24 protein-coding genes are annotated in these 18,803 nt (G+C 36.2%); 15 read left to right on the top strand and 9 right to left on the bottom strand.

Annotation, left to right across the window (positions count from 1 at the left end; translation table 11 throughout):
• Positions 1 to 2 precede the first annotated feature (2 nt).
• From BHU61_RS11685 to thiD, 5 genes are all read right to left on the bottom strand, one after another.
• Positions 3 to 557 (bottom strand): sugar O-acetyltransferase, encoded by a 555-nt coding sequence (locus tag BHU61_RS11685; RefSeq protein WP_199798232.1) that lies wholly within the window; start codon positions 555 to 557, stop codon positions 3 to 5.
• 9 nt (positions 558 to 566) lie between these two features.
• On the bottom strand, positions 567 to 1,445 hold the full coding sequence (folE2, locus tag BHU61_RS11690; RefSeq protein ID WP_111717062.1) for a GTP cyclohydrolase FolE2: 879 nt from the start codon (positions 1,443 to 1,445) through the stop codon (positions 567 to 569).
• Positions 1,446 to 1,458: 13 nt separating this feature from the next.
• Positions 1,459 to 2,121, bottom strand: a complete 663-nt coding sequence (gene bshB2, locus BHU61_RS11695) for a bacillithiol biosynthesis deacetylase BshB2 (RefSeq protein WP_199798233.1) — start codon at positions 2,119 to 2,121, stop codon at positions 1,459 to 1,461.
• 13 nt (positions 2,122 to 2,134) lie between these two features.
• Positions 2,135 to 2,491, bottom strand: coding sequence for a YojF family protein (locus BHU61_RS11700; protein ID WP_111717064.1), 357 nt, complete (start codon positions 2,489 to 2,491; stop codon positions 2,135 to 2,137).
• 124 nt (positions 2,492 to 2,615) lie between these two features.
• Entirely contained in the window at positions 2,616 to 3,446 is an 831-nt protein-coding gene (gene thiD / locus BHU61_RS11705; RefSeq protein ID WP_111717065.1) for a bifunctional hydroxymethylpyrimidine kinase/phosphomethylpyrimidine kinase, read from the bottom strand.
• Between the two features lie 107 nt (positions 3,447 to 3,553).
• Here thiD and BHU61_RS11710 point away from each other — a divergent pair, with 107 nt between their 5' ends.
• Genes BHU61_RS11710 through BHU61_RS11720 form a run of 3 tightly spaced genes read left to right on the top strand, consistent with a single transcriptional unit; the run spans position 3,554 to position 4,899 of the window.
• Entirely contained in the window at positions 3,554 to 4,213 is a 660-nt protein-coding gene (locus BHU61_RS11710; RefSeq protein WP_111717067.1) for a uracil-DNA glycosylase, read from the top strand.
• Positions 4,210 to 4,518 (top strand): DUF5327 family protein, encoded by a 309-nt coding sequence (locus BHU61_RS11715; protein ID WP_111717069.1) that lies wholly within the window; start codon positions 4,210 to 4,212, stop codon positions 4,516 to 4,518. The genes BHU61_RS11710 and BHU61_RS11715 overlap by 4 nt, the downstream gene beginning before the upstream one ends.
• A gap of 15 nt (positions 4,519 to 4,533) precedes the next feature.
• On the top strand, positions 4,534 to 4,899 hold the full coding sequence (locus tag BHU61_RS11720; RefSeq protein ID WP_199798234.1) for a DUF423 domain-containing protein: 366 nt from the start codon (positions 4,534 to 4,536) through the stop codon (positions 4,897 to 4,899).
• Between the two features lie 36 nt (positions 4,900 to 4,935).
• On the opposite strand, the gene BHU61_RS13710 is transcribed toward BHU61_RS11720, so the two are convergent.
• Both BHU61_RS13710 and BHU61_RS11725 read right to left on the bottom strand, forming a co-directional pair.
• On the bottom strand, positions 4,936 to 5,061 hold the full coding sequence (locus BHU61_RS13710) for a hypothetical protein (RefSeq protein WP_275542459.1): 126 nt from the start codon (positions 5,059 to 5,061) through the stop codon (positions 4,936 to 4,938).
• 67 nt (positions 5,062 to 5,128) lie between these two features.
• Entirely contained in the window at positions 5,129 to 6,478 is a 1,350-nt protein-coding gene (locus BHU61_RS11725) for an APC family permease (RefSeq protein WP_111717073.1), read from the bottom strand.
• Positions 6,479 to 6,676: 198 nt separating this feature from the next.
• Between BHU61_RS11725 and BHU61_RS11730 the strand changes: the two genes are divergently transcribed.
• The 5 genes from BHU61_RS11730 (at position 6,677) to BHU61_RS11750 (ending at position 11,249) form a co-directional block, all read left to right on the top strand.
• On the top strand, positions 6,677 to 7,630 hold the full coding sequence (locus BHU61_RS11730) for an ABC transporter permease (protein WP_111717075.1): 954 nt from the start codon (positions 6,677 to 6,679) through the stop codon (positions 7,628 to 7,630).
• Positions 7,623 to 8,576 carry an iron chelate uptake ABC transporter family permease subunit gene (locus BHU61_RS11735; RefSeq protein ID WP_111717077.1) on the top strand — a complete coding sequence of 318 codons (954 nt, stop codon included), beginning with the start codon at positions 7,623 to 7,625 and terminating at the stop codon, positions 8,574 to 8,576. Before BHU61_RS11730 ends, BHU61_RS11735 begins: the two co-directional genes overlap by 8 nt.
• Entirely contained in the window at positions 8,569 to 9,375 is an 807-nt protein-coding gene (locus BHU61_RS11740; protein ID WP_111717079.1) for an iron ABC transporter ATP-binding protein, read from the top strand. Before BHU61_RS11735 ends, BHU61_RS11740 begins: the two co-directional genes overlap by 8 nt.
• A 95-nt stretch (positions 9,376 to 9,470) precedes the next feature.
• Positions 9,471 to 10,508, top strand: coding sequence for a ferrated catecholamine ABC transporter substrate-binding lipoprotein SstD (locus BHU61_RS11745; protein ID WP_111717081.1), 1,038 nt, complete (start codon positions 9,471 to 9,473; stop codon positions 10,506 to 10,508).
• A gap of 210 nt (positions 10,509 to 10,718) precedes the next feature.
• On the top strand, positions 10,719 to 11,249 hold the full coding sequence (locus tag BHU61_RS11750) for a hypothetical protein (protein ID WP_111717083.1): 531 nt from the start codon (positions 10,719 to 10,721) through the stop codon (positions 11,247 to 11,249).
• Positions 11,250 to 11,713: 464 nt separating this feature from the next.
• Here BHU61_RS11750 and hemQ read toward each other — a convergent pair whose 3' ends face one another.
• Positions 11,714 to 12,463, bottom strand: a complete 750-nt coding sequence (gene hemQ / locus BHU61_RS11755; RefSeq protein WP_111717085.1) for a hydrogen peroxide-dependent heme synthase — start codon at positions 12,461 to 12,463, stop codon at positions 11,714 to 11,716.
• A gap of 152 nt (positions 12,464 to 12,615) precedes the next feature.
• On the opposite strand from hemQ, the gene pta reads away from it, so the two are divergent.
• The 7 genes from pta to BHU61_RS11790 all read left to right on the top strand — a co-directional run bounded on the left by pta (position 12,616) and on the right by BHU61_RS11790 (position 18,231).
• On the top strand, positions 12,616 to 13,605 hold the full coding sequence (gene pta, locus BHU61_RS11760) for a phosphate acetyltransferase (RefSeq protein WP_111717087.1): 990 nt from the start codon (positions 12,616 to 12,618) through the stop codon (positions 13,603 to 13,605).
• Positions 13,606 to 13,608: 3 nt separating this feature from the next.
• Positions 13,609 to 14,448 (top strand): lipoate--protein ligase family protein, encoded by an 840-nt coding sequence (locus BHU61_RS11765; RefSeq protein WP_111717089.1) that lies wholly within the window; start codon positions 13,609 to 13,611, stop codon positions 14,446 to 14,448.
• Positions 14,441 to 14,767 (top strand): YuzB family protein, encoded by a 327-nt coding sequence (locus tag BHU61_RS11770; protein ID WP_099577062.1) that lies wholly within the window; start codon positions 14,441 to 14,443, stop codon positions 14,765 to 14,767. The genes BHU61_RS11765 and BHU61_RS11770 overlap by 8 nt, the downstream gene beginning before the upstream one ends.
• A gap of 163 nt (positions 14,768 to 14,930) precedes the next feature.
• Positions 14,931 to 16,043: an ATP-grasp domain-containing protein gene (locus BHU61_RS11775; protein WP_111717091.1), complete on the top strand. Its 1,113-nt coding sequence runs from the start codon at positions 14,931 to 14,933 to the stop codon at positions 16,041 to 16,043.
• Between the two features lie 17 nt (positions 16,044 to 16,060).
• Entirely contained in the window at positions 16,061 to 17,176 is a 1,116-nt protein-coding gene (locus tag BHU61_RS11780) for a peptidogalycan biosysnthesis protein (RefSeq protein ID WP_111717093.1), read from the top strand.
• Positions 17,177 to 17,254: 78 nt separating this feature from the next.
• Positions 17,255 to 17,746, top strand: a complete 492-nt coding sequence (locus BHU61_RS11785; RefSeq protein WP_096077909.1) for a GNAT family N-acetyltransferase — start codon at positions 17,255 to 17,257, stop codon at positions 17,744 to 17,746.
• An 11-nt stretch (positions 17,747 to 17,757) separates the two neighbouring features.
• Positions 17,758 to 18,231: a GNAT family N-acetyltransferase gene (locus tag BHU61_RS11790; protein ID WP_111717094.1), complete on the top strand. Its 474-nt coding sequence runs from the start codon at positions 17,758 to 17,760 to the stop codon at positions 18,229 to 18,231.
• Between the two features lie 52 nt (positions 18,232 to 18,283).
• Here the strand turns inward: BHU61_RS11790 and BHU61_RS11795 are convergent, their stop codons facing one another.
• The gene (locus BHU61_RS11795) at positions 18,284 to 18,802 is read right to left on the bottom strand and encodes a cupin domain-containing protein (protein WP_099577073.1); all 519 of its coding nucleotides are present in this window, start codon (positions 18,800 to 18,802) and stop codon (positions 18,284 to 18,286) included.
• Position 18,803 lies beyond the last annotated feature (1 nt).

The following is an 18,803-nucleotide window of genomic DNA, read 5'->3' on the forward strand; positions in this document are numbered from 1 at the left end:
TATTATTCTATTACTTGTATAACGCGGGCTGGTACACCTGCGACTACAACATTATCTGGTACGTCTTTGGTTACGACAGATCCACTGGCAATCACTACGTTATTGCCGATTGTCACACCTGGATTGATCACACTACGTCCACCAATCCAGCAATTATCTCCAATCACAACAGGCTTAGCATACTCTAAACCGCTATTGCGCTGGGTAGGGTCAATCGGATGAGTTGCTGTGTAGATATGCACGCCAGGTGCTATCATACAATTATCACCAATAGTAACTGGTGCTACATCTAAAATCGTTAAATCATGATTAGCATAAAAGTTTTCACCCACATGAATATTATAACCATAGTCACATCTGAAATCAGTTTCAATCATTACATTCTCTTTTGACGAACCAAGAATTGCTTTTATACGTTGTTCACGTTCTTCCGCTAAATTCTCAGGCGTGTTATTATACGCACGTACAGTCAATTTAGCGTTCAAACGATCGTTCTTTAATTCTAAATCACTCGGGTCATACATTAATCCGGCAATCATTTTTTCTTTTTCAGACATAGCAATCACCTATTTCTTATAAGTTAGTCGAGCGAATGCATCGTGCTGATGAATGGATTCTTCATTACGACATTCAATTGTGAAACCTTCAATGAAATCTAATTCTACTAAATCAGCTGCGATTAATCGTAATAAGTCTTCAACGAAACGAGGGTTTTCATACGCACGTTCAGTTACTGATTTCTCATCTGTACGTTTTAATATAGGATATAACATTGAACTTGCATTGACTTCCATCGCTTCTAAGATGCGTTCTTTAAAATCTTCAGGTAATTCACCTTCTGGCGCGAAGTCGGCTTTCACTGTCACAATTCCACGTTGGTTATGCGCAGAGTATTCACTGATTTCTTTAGAACATGGACAAAGTGTTGTTACCATTGCTGTTAATGTTAATGATTTATTGACTGTCGTCTCATCTTCAACTGTCATAGAAAAACGCGTATCTGCATGTCCGATTGCACGTAAATTCGTTACCGGACTGAAACGGTCAAAGAACCATTTCGCATCTACATCAACGGTCGCATCTTTTTGATGCATTACTGTTTGTAAAGTGACTAACACTGCTTTTAATGTTTCAAAATCAAGTGATAAACCATTTTCATAATGGGCTTCAACTGATTCTAAAATACGACTCATGTTAATGCCTTTTTCATCTTTAGCTAAATGTGTAGATAAGCTAAATGTTCCTGCTGTTTGATATCCATCCAGACGGACTGGATATGTTAAATTTTTAATACCTACATGATCGATTTCGAATAAAAAATCTTTTTTTGAACTTTGCAGGTCAGTCATCTTTTCTTTCTCAGTAGGTTTAGTCCCCTTGATTGGATCTACTGAACCGAAATGTTTCCAGCGACCTTCACGTGTATTTAAATTATATTGATCCATCTCATTCTCCTAATTAAACTTCGTATTCGTAGAAGCGTTCTTTTCGAAGCCACATATCTTTTGCCGCTTCTGCTTCTTGCGTATTGGCTGCTAAATTTTCTAGCATTGGTCCTGTTTGCGATGCATGGGCACCTAATACATTCATCTTTCTTTCTTCATATCCCGAAATATCATATTCAACATTGGGTTCGCCAATATTCTCAACGGTATCATTACTAAAAGCGACTAAATGTAGTTTAGGTTTCTCACCGTCCATACGACGGACTGCTTCAACGACTGCATCCGCTGTTGCTTCGTGATCCGGATGCACTGAGTAACCTGGATAGAACGAAATAATTTTTGAAGGATTTAATTCACTAATTAATCCTGTAACCATATCCGCTAAGTCATCTAGTAATTCAAATTCTAACGTTTTATCACGGTAACCCATTTTACGTAAGTCGGTAATCCCCATTACGCGACATGCATCTTCTAATTCTTTCTCACGAATCTTAGGTAATGTTTCGCGTGTTGCAAATGGTGGATTTCCTAAGTTTCTTCCCATCTGTCCTAATGTGAGACATGCGTAAGTGACAGGCGTACCTGCATCGATATGTTTCATAATCGTACCTGATACACCGAATGCTTCATCATCCGGATGAGGGAAGATTACGAGTACTTGTCTTTCTTGTTCCATCATCATTTCCCCCTTAAACTTCAAATGGTGTTTCGCTTATTTCAAGAGCTGCTGCAAGCTGTCCTTGATAGTTTAATCCTGCCATTAAGAAACGACCTTGCTTGTCAATTTCGAAGTGTGTTAAACCTTGCACATAGATCCATCCGCCATTTAATTTTAAACCGACACGGAAAGGTTCTTTTCCGCCGCCAGTAATAATCCCTTGTATATATGATACTTGAATATTACGTAAGAATGTACCCGCATTGAACACTTTTTCGTCAAAGTGACTTGCATAAGCCCCATTCGTTGTTTCTACATGTAAATAGACAGGCTTCTCTTGAAATTGATTCAATAGCTCCTGTACTTGTTGTTTTTCGATTAATTCCATCTTCATTGCTCCTCAAAGTTTATACTAGACTATTTTACTAAATAAATTGTAAAAATTATACCTTTTGAGCTTGCATAAGAAAAAAAGACATAAAAAAGCTGAGACAAACGTCTCAGCATTATAATTAAACTTCTTTAGTCGTTACTTCAATCTTCTCAACGTTATTGTAAGCACCGTGCTGTACTGGACCAACAAATTCGTTCATTTTCCAGCCGTGTTTAATTGCTGATGCTACAAATCCTTTAGCAGCGATAACAGCTTCACGTGGAGATTTACCTAATGCTAAGTTTGCTGTCGTAGCAGCTGCAAATGTACAACCTGCACCATGGTTATATGATGATTGGAATTTATCTGTTGTCAGTAATGTATAAGTTTCCCCATCATAGTATAGGTCTAACGCTTCATCAGATTCTAAAGCTTTGCCACCTTTGATGATAACGTGTTTTGCACCACGCTCATGAATAATCTTTGCTGCTTCTTTCATCTGCTCGATTGTAGTTAGTTTACCTAAACCAGATAATTGACCTGCTTCAAATAAGTTCGGTGTCACAACAGTAGCAAGTGGTAATAAGTATTTAATCATTGCATCAGTATTGCCTGGGTTAAGTACTTCATCTTCCCCTTTACATACCATAACAGGGTCTACAACGAAAAACGCTGCATCAGAATCTTCGAAAGCTTTGGCTGCACGTTCAATAATTTCTTCAGTACCTAACATACCTGTTTTAATGGCATCTGGTCCGATAGATAATGCTGTTTTAATTTGTTTATCTAATAACTCGATTGGAAGTGGTGTAACGTCATGTCCCCATGTTTCTGGATCCATTGCTACAACAGCAGTTAATGCTACCATCCCGTAAGTGTTATATTCCTGGAAAGTTTTTAAGTCAGCCTGCATACCAGCTCCGGCACTTGTATCAGATCCTGCAATTGTTAAAATCTTTTTTAAGCTCATATTTCATTTCCCCTATAAAGTTATTTGTTATAATATCATATCATTAATGAGGATTTTAAAAAATAAATAAACACTAAGTTATGTTACAATTTCAATGAGGTGAAGTTATGGATTGGCAAAAGATATTTCATGAAATTAAATTAACACTTGATTTTTCAGATATGGATGCATTTTTAGAAGAAGCTTATAATACGAAAACAGTTTATCCGCCTCGTGAAGCGATTTATAATGCATTCGCTTTAACGCCTTTTGAAAATGTTAAAGTAGTTGTTATCGGACAAGATCCGTATCATGGTCCGAATCAAGCGCATGGCTTAGCGTTCTCAGTGCAAAATGGTACTAAATTACCACCATCGCTACGTAATATGTATAAAGAACTTGAAAGCGACTTAGGTATCACGCGTGTAACAGGTGATCTTACCGGATGGGCTAAAGAAGGTGTACTACTTTTGAACAGAGTGCTTACTGTCGAACAAAAGACGCCGAATGCACATCAAGGTATTGGGTGGGAATATTTTACACAGGCGATTGTTGAAGCGGTATCTCATCATAAAGAACATGCTGTCTTTGTCCTATGGGGCAGTCCAGCGCAAAAACTGACGCAGTTTATTGATACAGATAAACATACAATTATTAAAAGTGTCCATCCTAGTCCACTCAGTGCATATCGTGGATTCTTCGGTTCAAAACCTTTCAGTAAAATAAACCAAGATTTAGAAATGCACGGACTAACGCCAATTAACTGGGCAAGGGAGGATTTATCATGAACCAGAAATTAATTGCACAATTATCTCAGGAAATAACGCTATTGAAACAAGCGAATAGTGATGCAGCGTTTAATAAGCATCTTTATGCCATTGAAATGTTAGCGCGTTTCGGGCAAACTGAAGAAAGTGGTGTAGCAATGTCTGATACACCAGTACAGCTAACAAATGTCAGTAAAATTACTGGGCCTCATGCAGGTATCACAACTGAAGAGTTGAAGATGATGGGAGCTAAAGTAGTATCAAGTGACAATAAAGTAAAAACGGATGACGGTTTCGGTAACGGTGATTCAATATTTGATTTTTAAATTCAGGAGGAAAAAGTGATGAAATTATTTTTAATTATCGGTGCGATTAATGCAATGATGGCAGTGGCATGTGGCGCGTTTGGTGCCCATGGTTTAGAAGGTAAGTTAAGTGAAAAATATATGGGCATCTGGGAGAAAGCAACGACATATCAAATGTATCATGCACTCGGATTAATAGCGATTGGTATATTAAATGGTACAACAAAGTTAAATTTAAATGCAGCAGGCTGGATGATGACACTTGGTATTGTTTTCTTTAGTGGCTCTTTATACATTTTAGCTTTAACACAAATTAAAATATTAGGTGCTATTACACCGATTGGTGGCGTATTGTTTATTGCAGCATGGGTTGCCCTCATGTTGGCAGCAATTAAATTATAATAAAATAAGGCTGACGCTTTCGCGTCAGCCTTATTTTTACTTATTGTTAACGTGTTGAGCATTTGTATTTGATTGCTGTTGAGCACGTTTTTCTAATTGTCTCTTTACGATTGGAATTAGAATAGGACTTAATTTAATAATTAATCTCACTAATTTATTCATAATGATTTGCCTCATTTCTATGTGTTATATAATTTATATATATCCGATTTGTAAGGCATTAAACATTTTAATGTCTCTTTCTTAAAATAAAATAGAAAGGAATGCCGATGATAACAAATGCCACGCCCAGCATAGAACCGACAAAGTCACTCATTAACGTACTGATGATAATGAATAATCCTCCAAGTAACGCAACGATTGGAACAATCGGATATAGCGGCACTGAGTAATCGCGATTAACACCTTTATTGCGTTGTCTTAATAAGAATAGACCAATAAATGCTGCTAGATAGAAGATATAAATAATAAAGATACATACTTCTGATAAGTAATCTGCATTAACGATATCAGGAATAACAATTGTTAATAATAATAAAATCATACTGATAACATATACAGCAATTAATGCACCAATTGGTGATTTGAATCTAGGGCTGACATAGCTAATTGCTTTATCAAATGGTAATAGATGATCATCGGCCATCGCAAATGGAATACGTGGGAATGTCATAATTTTACCGTTTAAGCATCCGAAGATTGAAATAATTACACCGATATTCACAAATTTAGAACCGAAATCACCGAATAAGATCTTAGCTGCTTCCGCTGAAGAAGTATTACCCATGCCTACTAATTTATCAGCAGGAATAACATGGAATACAGCGATATTAATCAACACGTAAGCAAGTGTAACGACGCTTAAGCCGGCAAACATTGCTAACGGTAGATTTCTTTTAGGATTTTTCATTTCTCCAGTTAAGTTCGTTAATAGAATCCATCCATCATAGGCGAAAAGTGTCGCTAATACAGCACGACCAAAGTTAATTTCTTCTTGATTTTTAATTAAGCTGGTAACGTCTTGACCGAATATACCTTCTTTACCCCATAACAGACCGAAAATGATAATCGCGAATACAGGTATCAATTTACAGATTGTTGTAAATGTCTGCATCGCACCACCTAAACCAGTCCCCATAATATTTAAGATGACCAGGAAAGTAAATGCTGCAATACCGATCCATATACCTAAAGCAGGATCTAATTCAAAGAAGTTTGTTACTAAAATACCGAAAAATAAAGACAATGAAGCAATGATTGCAGGTCCATAAATAACAGTTTGCATCCAGCCAGTTAAAAATCCCCAGAATGGTCCGTAAATATCTCTTATATAAGCATATAATCCACCTGTTTTAGGAATTTGAGCACCAACTTCAGCAATTGTAAGACCGGCAGCAAGTGTCAGTATACCCCCGACAATCCATGCCCAGATTGCAAGATCACTTGTCCCCGCATGATTTAATACGACTGACGGTTTCACAAACACACCAGAACCGATAATTGTTCCGATAACAACCGTTATTGCGGTCCAGAAACCTATCGTTTTTTCTAGTGCCTGTTCTCCGTGTTGTTTATTCATAAGCTCACCCCTTCTTGTTTACTTATGTTCAATATATCATGAAATAAAGCGTTACCAATACAAATTTTTTAATAATAACTAATTTTTCAACGTATTTTTTTAAAATACAGGTTGAAAATAATTCTCAGTCTGTTATGATTGTAACTGAAAATGTTTCTCAATGATAATTATTATCATTTATGATTGGAGCTCTTGTTGATGAAAATGATTTATGGCCTTATTGTATTAGTGTTATTATCGATTGTTTCGATATTTGTAGGGGTAATTGATATTTCGCCGCAACATTTAATGCACCTATCAGACAATCAGAAAAATATTTTAATAAATAGTCGTTTCCCGAGAACACTATCTATTATATTAGCTGGCGTGGCATTAAGTGTTGCAGGGTTACTGATGCAGCAGCTTACACGTAATAAATTCGTCTCGCCGACAACAGCTGGTACGATGGATTTTGCGAAATTTGGTGTATTGATATCAATGATTTTTTTTGCACAAGCGCCATTATTAGTGAAACTCGGATTTAGTATTACAACTGCTATTCTCGGGACATTTATGTTTATGTGGATTGTTAATCGTATTAAGTTTAAAGATGCGATATTCATTCCGCTCGTCGGATTGATGCTTGGTAATATCGTTTCCAGTTTAGCAACATTCATGGCATTAAGATTTAATGCAGTGCAAAGCATTTCTAACTTCTTTGTCGGTGATTTTTCGATGATTACGAAAGGACGTTATGAAGTGCTGTATATCATCATTCCAATGGTTATTATTATGTATTTCTTTGCACATCACTTTACGATTGTTGGGATGGGAGAGTCATTTAGTAAGAACTTAGGAATCTCATACAACAAAATAATGAATCTCGGCGTAGTCATTGCAGCAGTGGTTTCAGCGACTGTCGTTGTAACAATCGGTGTATTACCGTTTCTGGGATTAATTGTACCGAATATCGTTGGACTTTTTGTCGGAGATCATATGAATAAAGCGTTACCGTACACTGCGCTTCTCGGTGCAATAATTGTAATGATTGCTGATATATTCAGCCGAATTATTATCTTTCCATACGAAATACCGATAGGGCTAACGCTAGGTATCTTAGGTAGTGTTGTATTTATGGTCATCCTTCTGAAAAGGAGGAAAGAATATGCCTAATACAACGAAAAAATTATCGTTACTCTTATTCGTTATGATTGCACTGATGATTGGCTTTGTAATGATCCAGCTTAATCTGCAAATTTTAGATTATGTACTACCATCAAGACTGCGAAAGCTTGCTGCAATTATTTTAGTCGGTGCAGCAATTGGTGTATCGTCACTCATCTTCCAGACCATCACTGAAAACCACCTACTAACACCATCGGTCATCGGACTTGATGCGGTCTACTTATTTATCCAGACCATCATTATATTCTTCTTCGGAAAACTAGGGGATTTATTCTTCAATGTATATGTGAATTTCTTTATTTCCGTTGTACTGATGATTTTGTTTACATTAGGCTTATTCAATATCGTCTTTAAGAAAAATACATCCGTGTATTTTGTATTACTGTTTGGGATTGTAATGGGAACATGCTTTTCTAGTTTATCGAGCTTTATGCATATGGTAATGAATCCGGATGATTTCTTATTATTACAGGATAAACTGTTCGCAAGCTTTAATACGGTCAATGAAAAGTTATTACTCATCAGCTGTATTATCATTGTGCTGTTACTCATTTATATTTACATGCATGCACATGAATTAGACGTATTAAGTTTAGGGAACACACACGCAACGAATCTAGGTGTAAATGTTGAAAAGTTAACGCGTAATATGCTGTTAGTGGTTGCGGTATTAGTAAGTATATCGACCGCACTCGTTGGACCCATTACATTTTTAGGTATCATTGTCTGTAATGTTACGTATCAATTTATGCAGACATTTAAACATCAATATTTAATCATTTCGGTATTAGCAGTATCAGGCATTACACTATTACTTGGACAAATGATCAATCAATACGTATTTGATGGCACAACAGAAATTACGATATTGATTAACTTTATAGGTGGCGTTTACTTCATCTATCTATTATTTAAGGAGGGTGCACATGATTAAAGTACAACATTTGCACAAATCGATTGGACAGAAAGAAATTCTAAGTGACATTTCCGTGGAAATAAAAAAAGGTGCAATCACGGCGATTATCGGACCGAATGGAGCCGGTAAAAGTACATTGTTATCAGCAATTACACGTTTAAGTGATTACGATAGTGGCGCTGTGTTGTTAAATGATGTTCCGGTTGAAGAGATGAAAAGTGATGATATCGCAATGCAACTTGCAGTATTAAAGCAAAGTAATCATACGAACTTAAAAATTACTGTTCGCGACTTAGTTAACTTCGGAAGATTTCCATACTCTAAAGGTCGTTTAACGAAAGAAGATCACGCAATTGTTGATGAAGCAATTGAATATTTAGAACTCAAACCTTTTGAAAATCGCTTCTTAGATGAATTGTCAGGGGGACAAAAACAACGCGCATATATTGCGATGACTTTAGCACAGGATACGGATTATATCTTCTTAGATGAACCATTGAATAATTTAGATATGAAACATTCTGTTCAGATGATGCAGTTACTCCGTAGATTAGTTCGCGAAAAACAAAAGACGATTGTTATTGTGATTCATGATATTAACTTTGCATCATGTTATGCAGATTACATCATTGCCTTAAAAGATGGTGTCGTATTATTAGACGGAAAAAAAGAAGATGTTATTACAACAGAAAAATTAAAAGCAGTATACGATATGGACATTCAAATTGAATGTATCTTCGGTCAGCAAATCTGTGTCTATTTTGACGATGAGCACATGACAGTTGATGAGTTTATCGAAGAAGTACAGGCAGTATAATTCAATCCATTGAAAGGAGTGTTGCCGGGTAGTTTTTAATGTAGGGCTAATTTATTTACAGGGGAATAATACATAAATCAAAGGAGAATATAGGAATGAAACGTATTTTTAGTTTAGTATTAACTTTAGCTTTAATTATAGTGTTAGCAGCATGTGGTAATGACAAAGAAAGTACAAAATCAGAAGATAAGACAGCAGGAGACTCAGATAAGGCTGAAACGATTAAAATTGAAAATAAATACAAACTAATGGGTGAAAAAGAAGACGGAAGTGACGCAAAAGACGTAACAGAAACTGTAGAAGTTCCGAAAAACCCAAAAAATATTGCAGTATTTGACTACGGAACATTGGCAACCATGCAGGAATTAGGTGTCGATGGAGAAGTTAAAGGATTACCTAAAGGTGAAGGCAATCGCAGTGTTCCGTCATTCCTTGAAAACTTTAAAGATGATAAATATACAAACTTAGGAAGTTTAAAAGAACCTAACTTTGAAAAATTAGCTGAACAACAACCAGAACTCATCTTAATTTCTGGACGCCAGGCAACACAAAAAGTAATGGAAGAAATGAAAAAAGCAGCACCAGACGCTACAATTTTATATGTTGGTACAGATGATACGAAATATATCGAAAGCGTAAAAGAAAACACTGAAAATATCGGTAAAATCTTTGGTAAAGAAAAAGAAGCAACGGCTTTAATCGATGATTTAGACAAAAAGATTGAAGAAGTAAAAGCAATGACTGAAAAGTCTAAAGATAAAGGATTGTTTGTATTAGCCAATGAAGGAGAATTATCTGTATTTGGTAAAGGTGGCCGTTTCGGATTTATTCATGATGTATTAGGCGTGAAAGAAGCGGACAAAAATATTCAGGCCAAAGGACACGGACAAGTTATTAACTTTGAATATATCAACAAAACAAATCCGGATATCATCTATGCGATGGACCGTGGAGTAGCAGTTGGTGGTAAATCATCTGCGAAACAAGCATTATCTAATGATGTTATTAAAGACGTAAGTGCTGTGAAAAATGATAAAGTCGTAGAAATCGATCCTTACTTATGGTACTTCTCAGGTGGCAGCGCAGTCACTGTTAAGAAACAAATTGAAGAAGTAGAGAAAGCATATAAATAAAACTAAGTCACCTTAGAACAACATTAATTATATAGATTACCAGCAAATAACCTTACTTATGATAATTGTAAAAATATAGAAAGGCGATTATACTGATGATAAGGAAGTTTGTATGGTGAGAACATATTTACTGATGATTAGAATCATTCGCCTGCAAATGCATATGCATTGCAGGCTTTTTTGATTTTTAAAAGAGAGGAGGTTGATGATGTGAAGGACATATTTACGAAGAAATTTTTAATGATGGTACTGATGCTGATTGGAATATTTGCGATAGGAATTTCAATTCAGAATTTAATGAACCCGCAAAAGTTTCCGAAAGTAACGAAAAGTCAGATTGCCCAATTGGAGAGTAGTACATTTCCAACAGAAAAAGAAGCCCAGGAAGCTGTGGGGAAACAACTATTTGATGGCGTCAAGGAAAGTAGTGTCTCATTAAGTTCTAAAGCAAATGAACCGGGCATCGGTATTTATGCGTATTATGATGGCAAGACAAAAGACTATGTCACAACGTATTATACCCTAAAGCATAAAGATGGATATCAGGTTAAGATAGGTAAAGTCAATGTGACTTATCAAAAAGGTGATAAGAAAATGTGGACAGATAAAATTGATGGTCATGTCTACAACTGTTATATCAATGATTATAGAAGATTTAGAGAAGTTGATGAAAAAGAGGAAACAGCATCGACAGATACATTGCATAATGACGGCGCAATACATGTTGTACAGGAAAAATAAAATGGTTGGTTGATATCGAAGCAATGAAGTGAAGAAGGATAAGTGTCGTCAAAAGTGATTTGAAGCCACTTCCGAGCGGCAATTACAAGGATTGTGTGAGTAAGTGTCGTCAAAAGTGATTTGAGGTCACTTCTGAGCGGCAATTACATGGATTGCGTGAGTAAGTGTCGTCAAAAGTGATTTGAAGCCACTTCCGAGCAAGAACAACATGGATTGCGTGAGTAAGTGTCGCCAAAAGAGATTTGAGGTCACTTCTGAGCGGCAATTACAAGGATTGTGTGAGTAAGTGTCGTCAAAAACGATTTGAAGCCACTTCCGAGTAAGAACAACTTGGATTGCGTGAGTAAGTGTCGTCAAAAACGATTTGAAGCCACTTCCTAGCAAAAACAACAAGGATTATGAAGTTCAACTTCAGTCTACTCGCAAAAAAAGACAACCCCTAAAGGTTGCCTTATAACGCTATATTAAACTGTAAATAATCCTTGTAAATCTTCTGTTTTTAAGATGTTACCAACATAGAATGAACCGAATTCACCGTAACGCGCTGATACTTCATCGAAGCGCATTTCGTATACTAACTTCTTAAATTGTAATACGTCGTCTGAGAATAAAGTAACGCCCCACTCGTAATCGTCAAATCCAACTGATCCTGTGATAAACTGTTTAACAATACCTGCATAGCCACGTCCAATCATACCGTGAGAGCGCATTAAGCCTTTACGGTGATCCATGTCTAACATGTACCAGTTATCTTCACCTTGACGGCGTTTATCCATTGGGTAGAAACATACATACTCAGAACGTGGTAATTCAGGATATAATCTTGCTTTAATATGTGGATTCTCGTACGGATCTTCGTCAGAACCCTGTGCTAAGTAGTTACTTAATTCAATAACTGAAACGTATGAATACGTTGGGATTAAGTAGTCACGAATGGCTAATTTATTAAATGCTGTTTCAACAGCTGTTAAGTCTTTCATTTCTGGTCGAAGCATCCAAAGCATTAAATCAGCTTTTTGACCTGTAATGTTATATAACGCGTAAGATCCTTCTTTCGCTACGTGATTTTCTTCTAATTTATTGATAAAAGCACTGAACTCTTCTACCATTTTCGTACGGTCTTCTGCTTCAACTAATTTTAAGCTTGTGAAATCAATGGCATAAAATAAGTGCAAGCTATACCAACCGTCTAATGTTTTTGCTGCTTCGTTCATTATCCATCTCTCCTCTAATTGTAATCATTATCATTCTAACATATCTCGAAACATATGTATGTTCGAAGATTTTACATATTGATGACGTGTAATTTCTATAAAAAGAGTCTATAATGGTTAATGGGGATGAATCAAAATTTCAGGAGGCTATTATGGCTAAATTATTAGATGTATTAAATGAAAAACTTTCAGGTAAAAATGTGAAAATCGTTTTACCGGAAGGAACAGACGAGCGTGTATTACAAGCAGCTGTTGAATTACATAAAGGTGATAAAGTATCACCGATCGTTTTAGGGAATGTGGAAGAAGTACAAGCGCTTGCTGAAAAATTAGGTTTATCAATTGACGGAATTGAAATAATGGATCCAACAAACAACGAATTACGTGAAGAATTAATCGCGAAGTTTGTTGAGCGTCGTAAAGGTAAAGCGACAGAAGAGCAAGCGGCACAAATGTTAAACGATCCGAACTATTTCGGTACGATGTTAGTTTATACAGGTCGTGCAGCAGGTCTTGTATCAGGTGCAGCACATTCTACAGCAGATACTGTACGTCCAGCTTTACAAATCATCAAGACTAAACCAGGTGTTTCTCGTACATCAGGTGTATTCTTTATGATTCGTGAAGACGAGCAGTACTTAATGGGTGATTGCGCAATCAATCCAGAACTTGATGCAACTGCTTTAGCTGAAATCGGTATCGAGTCTGCTAAGACTGCAAAAGCTTTCGGTATGGAACCTAAAGTTGCAATGTTATCTTTCTCTACGAAAGGTTCAGCGAAAACACCTGAAACTGAAAAAGTTGTAGAAGCAACACGCTTAGCACAAGAAAAATTAGCTTCAGAAGCTGATTTAGAAGGTGTAGTTATTGACGGAGAATTCCAATTTGATGCTGCTTTCGTACCATCAGTAGCAGCGAAGAAAGCACCAGAATCACCAATTCAAGGTGACGCAAATGTATTCGTATTCCCTAGCTTAGAAGCTGGTAATATCGGTTACAAAATTGCGCAACGCTTGGGTGGATTTGATGCTGTAGGTCCAATCTTACAAGGATTAAATGCACCAGTGAATGATTTATCACGTGGATGTTCAACAGAAGATGTTGTTTCATTATCAATCATCACTGCAGCACAATCTTTATAATAGATGACGAAGTCAATTTTTGAAGAGAATTGGCAATACGTAGATCATACGCGAGGACTGCAGCCAATGCAGTCCTTTGCTTTTGATGATATGTACTGTCATTTAATTGGACAACAAAATCATGATAGTGTGGTACGCACTTGGATTCATGATCATGTCATTATTCTCGGTATGCACGATGCACGTCTGCCATATATTGAAGAGGGAATAGCGTTCCTAAACAATCATGGGTATGGTGCCATTGTTCGTAATTCAGGCGGTTTAGGTGTGGTACTCGATGCAGGTGTACTCAATATTTCGATTATATTTCCTGGAGATATTACATTTTCGATTGATGCGGGATATGAATATATGTATGAACTGATTCAGGAGATGTTTAAAGATTATCATAAACATATTGAAGCGAAAGAAATCGTTCATTCATATTGCCCGGGAAGTTACGATTTAAGTATCGATAATAAGAAGTTTGCAGGTATTTCACAACGTCGTGTAAAAGATGGTATTGCAGTCCAGATTTATCTTTGTGTCGAAGGTAGTGGGAGCGCACGTGCTGAACTGATGCGTCAATTTTATGATGTGGCACGTCGCGGGGAAACTACGAAATTTACGTATCCTCAAATAGATCCTGAGTGCATGGCGAGTCTATCAGAACTGCTCGGTGTAGAGCTTACGGTGGATGAAGTCATATTCAAATTACTGTATGCTTTGAAAGACTTAGGTGCAACTTTATCAAATAATGAGATGACAGATGCTATGTGGACGTTGTATAATGATTACTTCGAACGCATGACTGAACGTAACGCAAAAATAAAAATCAATCAAGGTGGTGAAGCAAATGCGTAATAAGTTTCAAGTGTGCGATGATTGTCAGGGTGTATGTCTTAGAACATTACTACCGAAGTTAGAGAAGTTAGATCCAGATGCTGAAGTTGAAATCGCATGCCAGTCTTACTGTGGACCAGGTAGACGAAAAACTTTCGCATTTGTCAATAACCGCCCTCTAGCAGCTGCAACTGAAGAAGAACTACTTGAAAAAGTTGAGAAACGTTTAGCGCAAAAACGTGATCCTGAAGAGGAAGCAAGACTTGCCAAACGTAACGCTGAACGTAAACGTCGTTTAGACGAACAGAACGCGAAGCTGAAAGAGAAACTGAAGAGATAGATATAGAGGCTGGGACAATTTGTTCCAGTCTCTTTAATTTAAATTAATCCTCTTTACAATCCTACATACTTCTTTAATGTAAATTTACATGAGTTTAACATCCCTTTGCTATGCTTAGTTTGTATAACGATATGAATGAATCAATAGAAGGGTGGAACGATTCGTGCAACGTATATTAATTACTGGTGCGCGTGCGCCAATTTCTTATGAAGTTGTGCAGCAGCAGGTCGCATTAGGCAGAACAGTTTTCTTGACGGATTCTACCAAAAAGGTCAGCATTAAAAATTCTAAGTTTATCGAAGCGTTTATTTTAACGACGTCACCACGATTTTCTACTGAAGAATATATTAGCGATATTAACAATATTGTTACGCAATATCATATTGATCTGATCATTCCTTTAAATGAAGAATCTTTCTATCTTTCTTATATGAAAGATAGATTAATTGCACCAGTATGGGTTGAAGATATTTCTAAGATGCTGTCAGTGCACAACAAATATAACTTTACAAAGTTAATCGATGCGATGGGTTTTAAAGTGCCTGATACGAAATATGTCATGAATCACGATGACTTAACAACTTTTATGAATAACTTCCCTGGAGATGAATATATCGTTAAACAACCGTACGGTCGTTTCGGTCAATCTGTGCGTAAATTAACACGTATGTCATTAGAAAATGACAATATGATTGAATTCCCTTTTATGATTCAGACATTAATTAAGGGCACAGAATGGTGTTCATACAGCTTTGCAAAAGACGGGAAAACATTATCTACTTCATTATATTTATCGAACACACATGATAGTTATAACTGTTCTACACACTTCACTTCAGAGAAGAATGAAGAACTTCAGTCTATTATTGAAGCTGTGATTCAGAACTTAAACTGGTCATATCAAATTGCATTTGATGTGATTAAATGTGAGACGACAGGTGATTATTACTTTATCGAATGTAATCCACGTGCGACAAATGGTGCGCTATTTATGCAGCCTTACGTTTGGGAATTAAAGTGCTGCGAACCGAAATATGAAGCGCGTCAACTCATCTTCGTATCGTTATATAACTTTATTATGCGTCCAAAGAAACATAATTTAGAGCGATTAAAGTATGGGAAAGATATTTTCTGGCATCCAAGTGAAAAGTCAATCTTCTTTGAACAAATTATAAGTGGTGCCCAGTGGTGGTTTGAAGCGAAATCTCAAAAGACAACAGTCAACACGATTACAACGTATGATATCGAATGGAATGAAGACATTGTAAATCTATAGATAAAGAGGTCTTACGAATGACGATTTATACGAAATACGCAGATATCCCTTTTAACGAAGTGGATATCTCTCCTTTTAATAAGGCATATATTCAGTATATGATGGATGGTATTCATCGTGGTATCGAGAATGTACACGCACGCATAGAAGTGATATTGCTGAACGGGCAGCTCATTCCTTATAGTGTTAAAGATGGAGGCAAAAATGCATCCTGGATTCATTCGTTTACAGGGCAATACATTGATGAAATGATTTCAGAAGTAAATAGAATGGAGATGCCGAATATAGTACGCAGTCTTGCACATCAGTTATTGAACGTTGGCAGAACGGTACTCGGACTTACTGGTGAGAAGACAGTGACAGTATTTCCATCTTTTATGTCGACGACGATGTATGAAGACTTTCAGTTCGATCAGCTACAGGAAATTACTAGAATACTCGTTGCAAGATTTCCGAAACATGCAATTATTTACCGCACATTAAATGATAAGTTTCATCAAGATAAAATGAAACAGTTAGATGACGTCGGCTATGAAGCAATGATATCTCGCGCGATATATATATTCGATCCAGATGATAAACATACAAAGAACGAACGAAAAGATTTAAAGAAAGATATGAAGCGCTTTGAAAAAAGCGGACTAACATTCACGTATGAATTACGTGAGGATGAATTTCACCAATTAATGCCCCTTTACAAACAAGTATATTTAGATAAATATTCGGATTTCAATCCGCATTACACAGAGGATTTCTTTAAATTCTTATATAAAGAGATGGAACTTACATGGTTCATCCTTAAAGATAACGAACGCATCGTGTCGTTTATGGGTGTCAGTCAAACAGATAATGTATTATTTCCAGCATATTTTGGAATGGATCAGTCTGTTAAAGGGTTGTATTTTATGACAAGTGGATTGTTATACCACTTTGCTAAAGAATATGGTTATAAAATTAACAATAGCGCTGGTGCGAAAGATTATAAACTGGCACGCGGTAGTAGACCATATTTAGAATATCATTATATTTATTACAAACATTTAAAGCTCATACCATTTTTAAGCTACGCATTGTTTACAAAAGTTGCGACACCTTTAGGCAAATTTTTATTAGAAAAGCTACAGTTTAAGTAAAGATTTAATGAATATATTTATTATTCTGACATCAATAGTGATATAATATATTTATCATATTTTTAGGCGGTGATGCACATGTCGATTGAGATGAGACATGCAACATTAGAAGATTTGCCGCGTATTGTTGAAATTTACAATTCCACAATTGAAAGTAGATTAGTGACTGCAGACACTGAGCCTGTAACCGTAGAAAGTCGGACAGAATGGTTTTTGAACCATTCGGAAAAACGTCCGATTTTTTTATTTCTCAAAAATAATGAAATAGCGGGCTGGTTGAGTTTTGAAACTTTTTACGGCAGACCAGCATACGGAAAGACGGTAGAAATCAGTTTGTATTTAGATTCTGATTATCGTGGTATAGGCTTAGGGGAGTATGCAGTGACTGAAATGAAGCGAATTGCACAAACACTCGATATAGAGACGCTTCTGGCATTTACTTTTTCACATAATACACGTGCATTGAAATTATTTATGAAACACGGATTTATTAAATACGGGGAATTGCCTGATGTTGCGATAATGGATGGGAATCATTACTCACTCACAATATTAGGCTGTAAAATTTAGGAGGAAGTCGTATGGTTAAGATTAGAAAAGCAACAAATGCAGATGTACCGAATATAAAAAAAATCGCTTCTATGGCGTGGTATGATACATATGCAAAAATTATGGAAGCAAGCACGATTGCTAAGTTTTTAGAAGCGGCATATAATGATGAGCGTTTAGAGCGACGCATAGGGGATTCATTATTTTTAGTCGCTGAAAATAATGACGAAGTGATTGGTTTCGCTAATTTTATCAATGGTACAGAATTATTCTTATCAGCAATCTATGTTAATCCAGCATTCCAAAGACACAATGTAGGTGCAGAACTTCTGGAAGCAGGATTGAATCACTTTGATGACTATAAAGAATTATTTGTTGAAGTAGCAAGTAACAATGAACAGGCACGTGGATTCTACAAAAAAACTGGATTTGAACTTGTAAGAGAATATAATGAAGAGTTATTTGGTGAAACAGTAACAACAGGATTGTTGAAGAAGGCGATATAATTAGAACCCGACACTCATATTGAGGTGTCGGGTTTTATAATATAATCTATATTTATTTTTCGTATACTGGCACCCATCCTGCTTCATCAACGAAGATTCTTACAGCAACAACTTTACGATTGTCTGATAAAGTGAAGTAATGTCTTACGTTAGGTGGTACTGAAATTAAGTCGCCTGGATCTAAATGTACTTCAAAGAACTGATCATCTTTGCCTTGAATAACAAATACACCATTTCCACTTACAATGAATCGTACTTCATCATCCGTATGATGATGTTCACGCTGGAAGTTAGTCAATAGCTCATCTAAGTTAGGTGTTGTGTCTGATAAACTGATTACGTCACTTGCTTTGTAACCACGACGGGCACTGATTGCATCAATTTCTTCTTTAAATGTGTTTAAGATTTCTGATTTATCTTCATCTGTTAAGTTATAATTTTCTTTTAATGTATCTGGTAATTTTGAAGTATCCCACTGTTCATAAATGACTTCATTACTTTCTAAAAATGCATGAATTTCCTCTTGATTGTCTAATCGTTTACCTGTTTCCTGAAAAATTAAATATGCCATC

Origin of the sequence: Macrococcus epidermidis (assembly GCF_003259695.1) — a bacterium.
Classification (GTDB): Bacteria; Bacillota; Bacilli; order Staphylococcales; family Staphylococcaceae; genus Macrococcoides; species Macrococcoides epidermidis.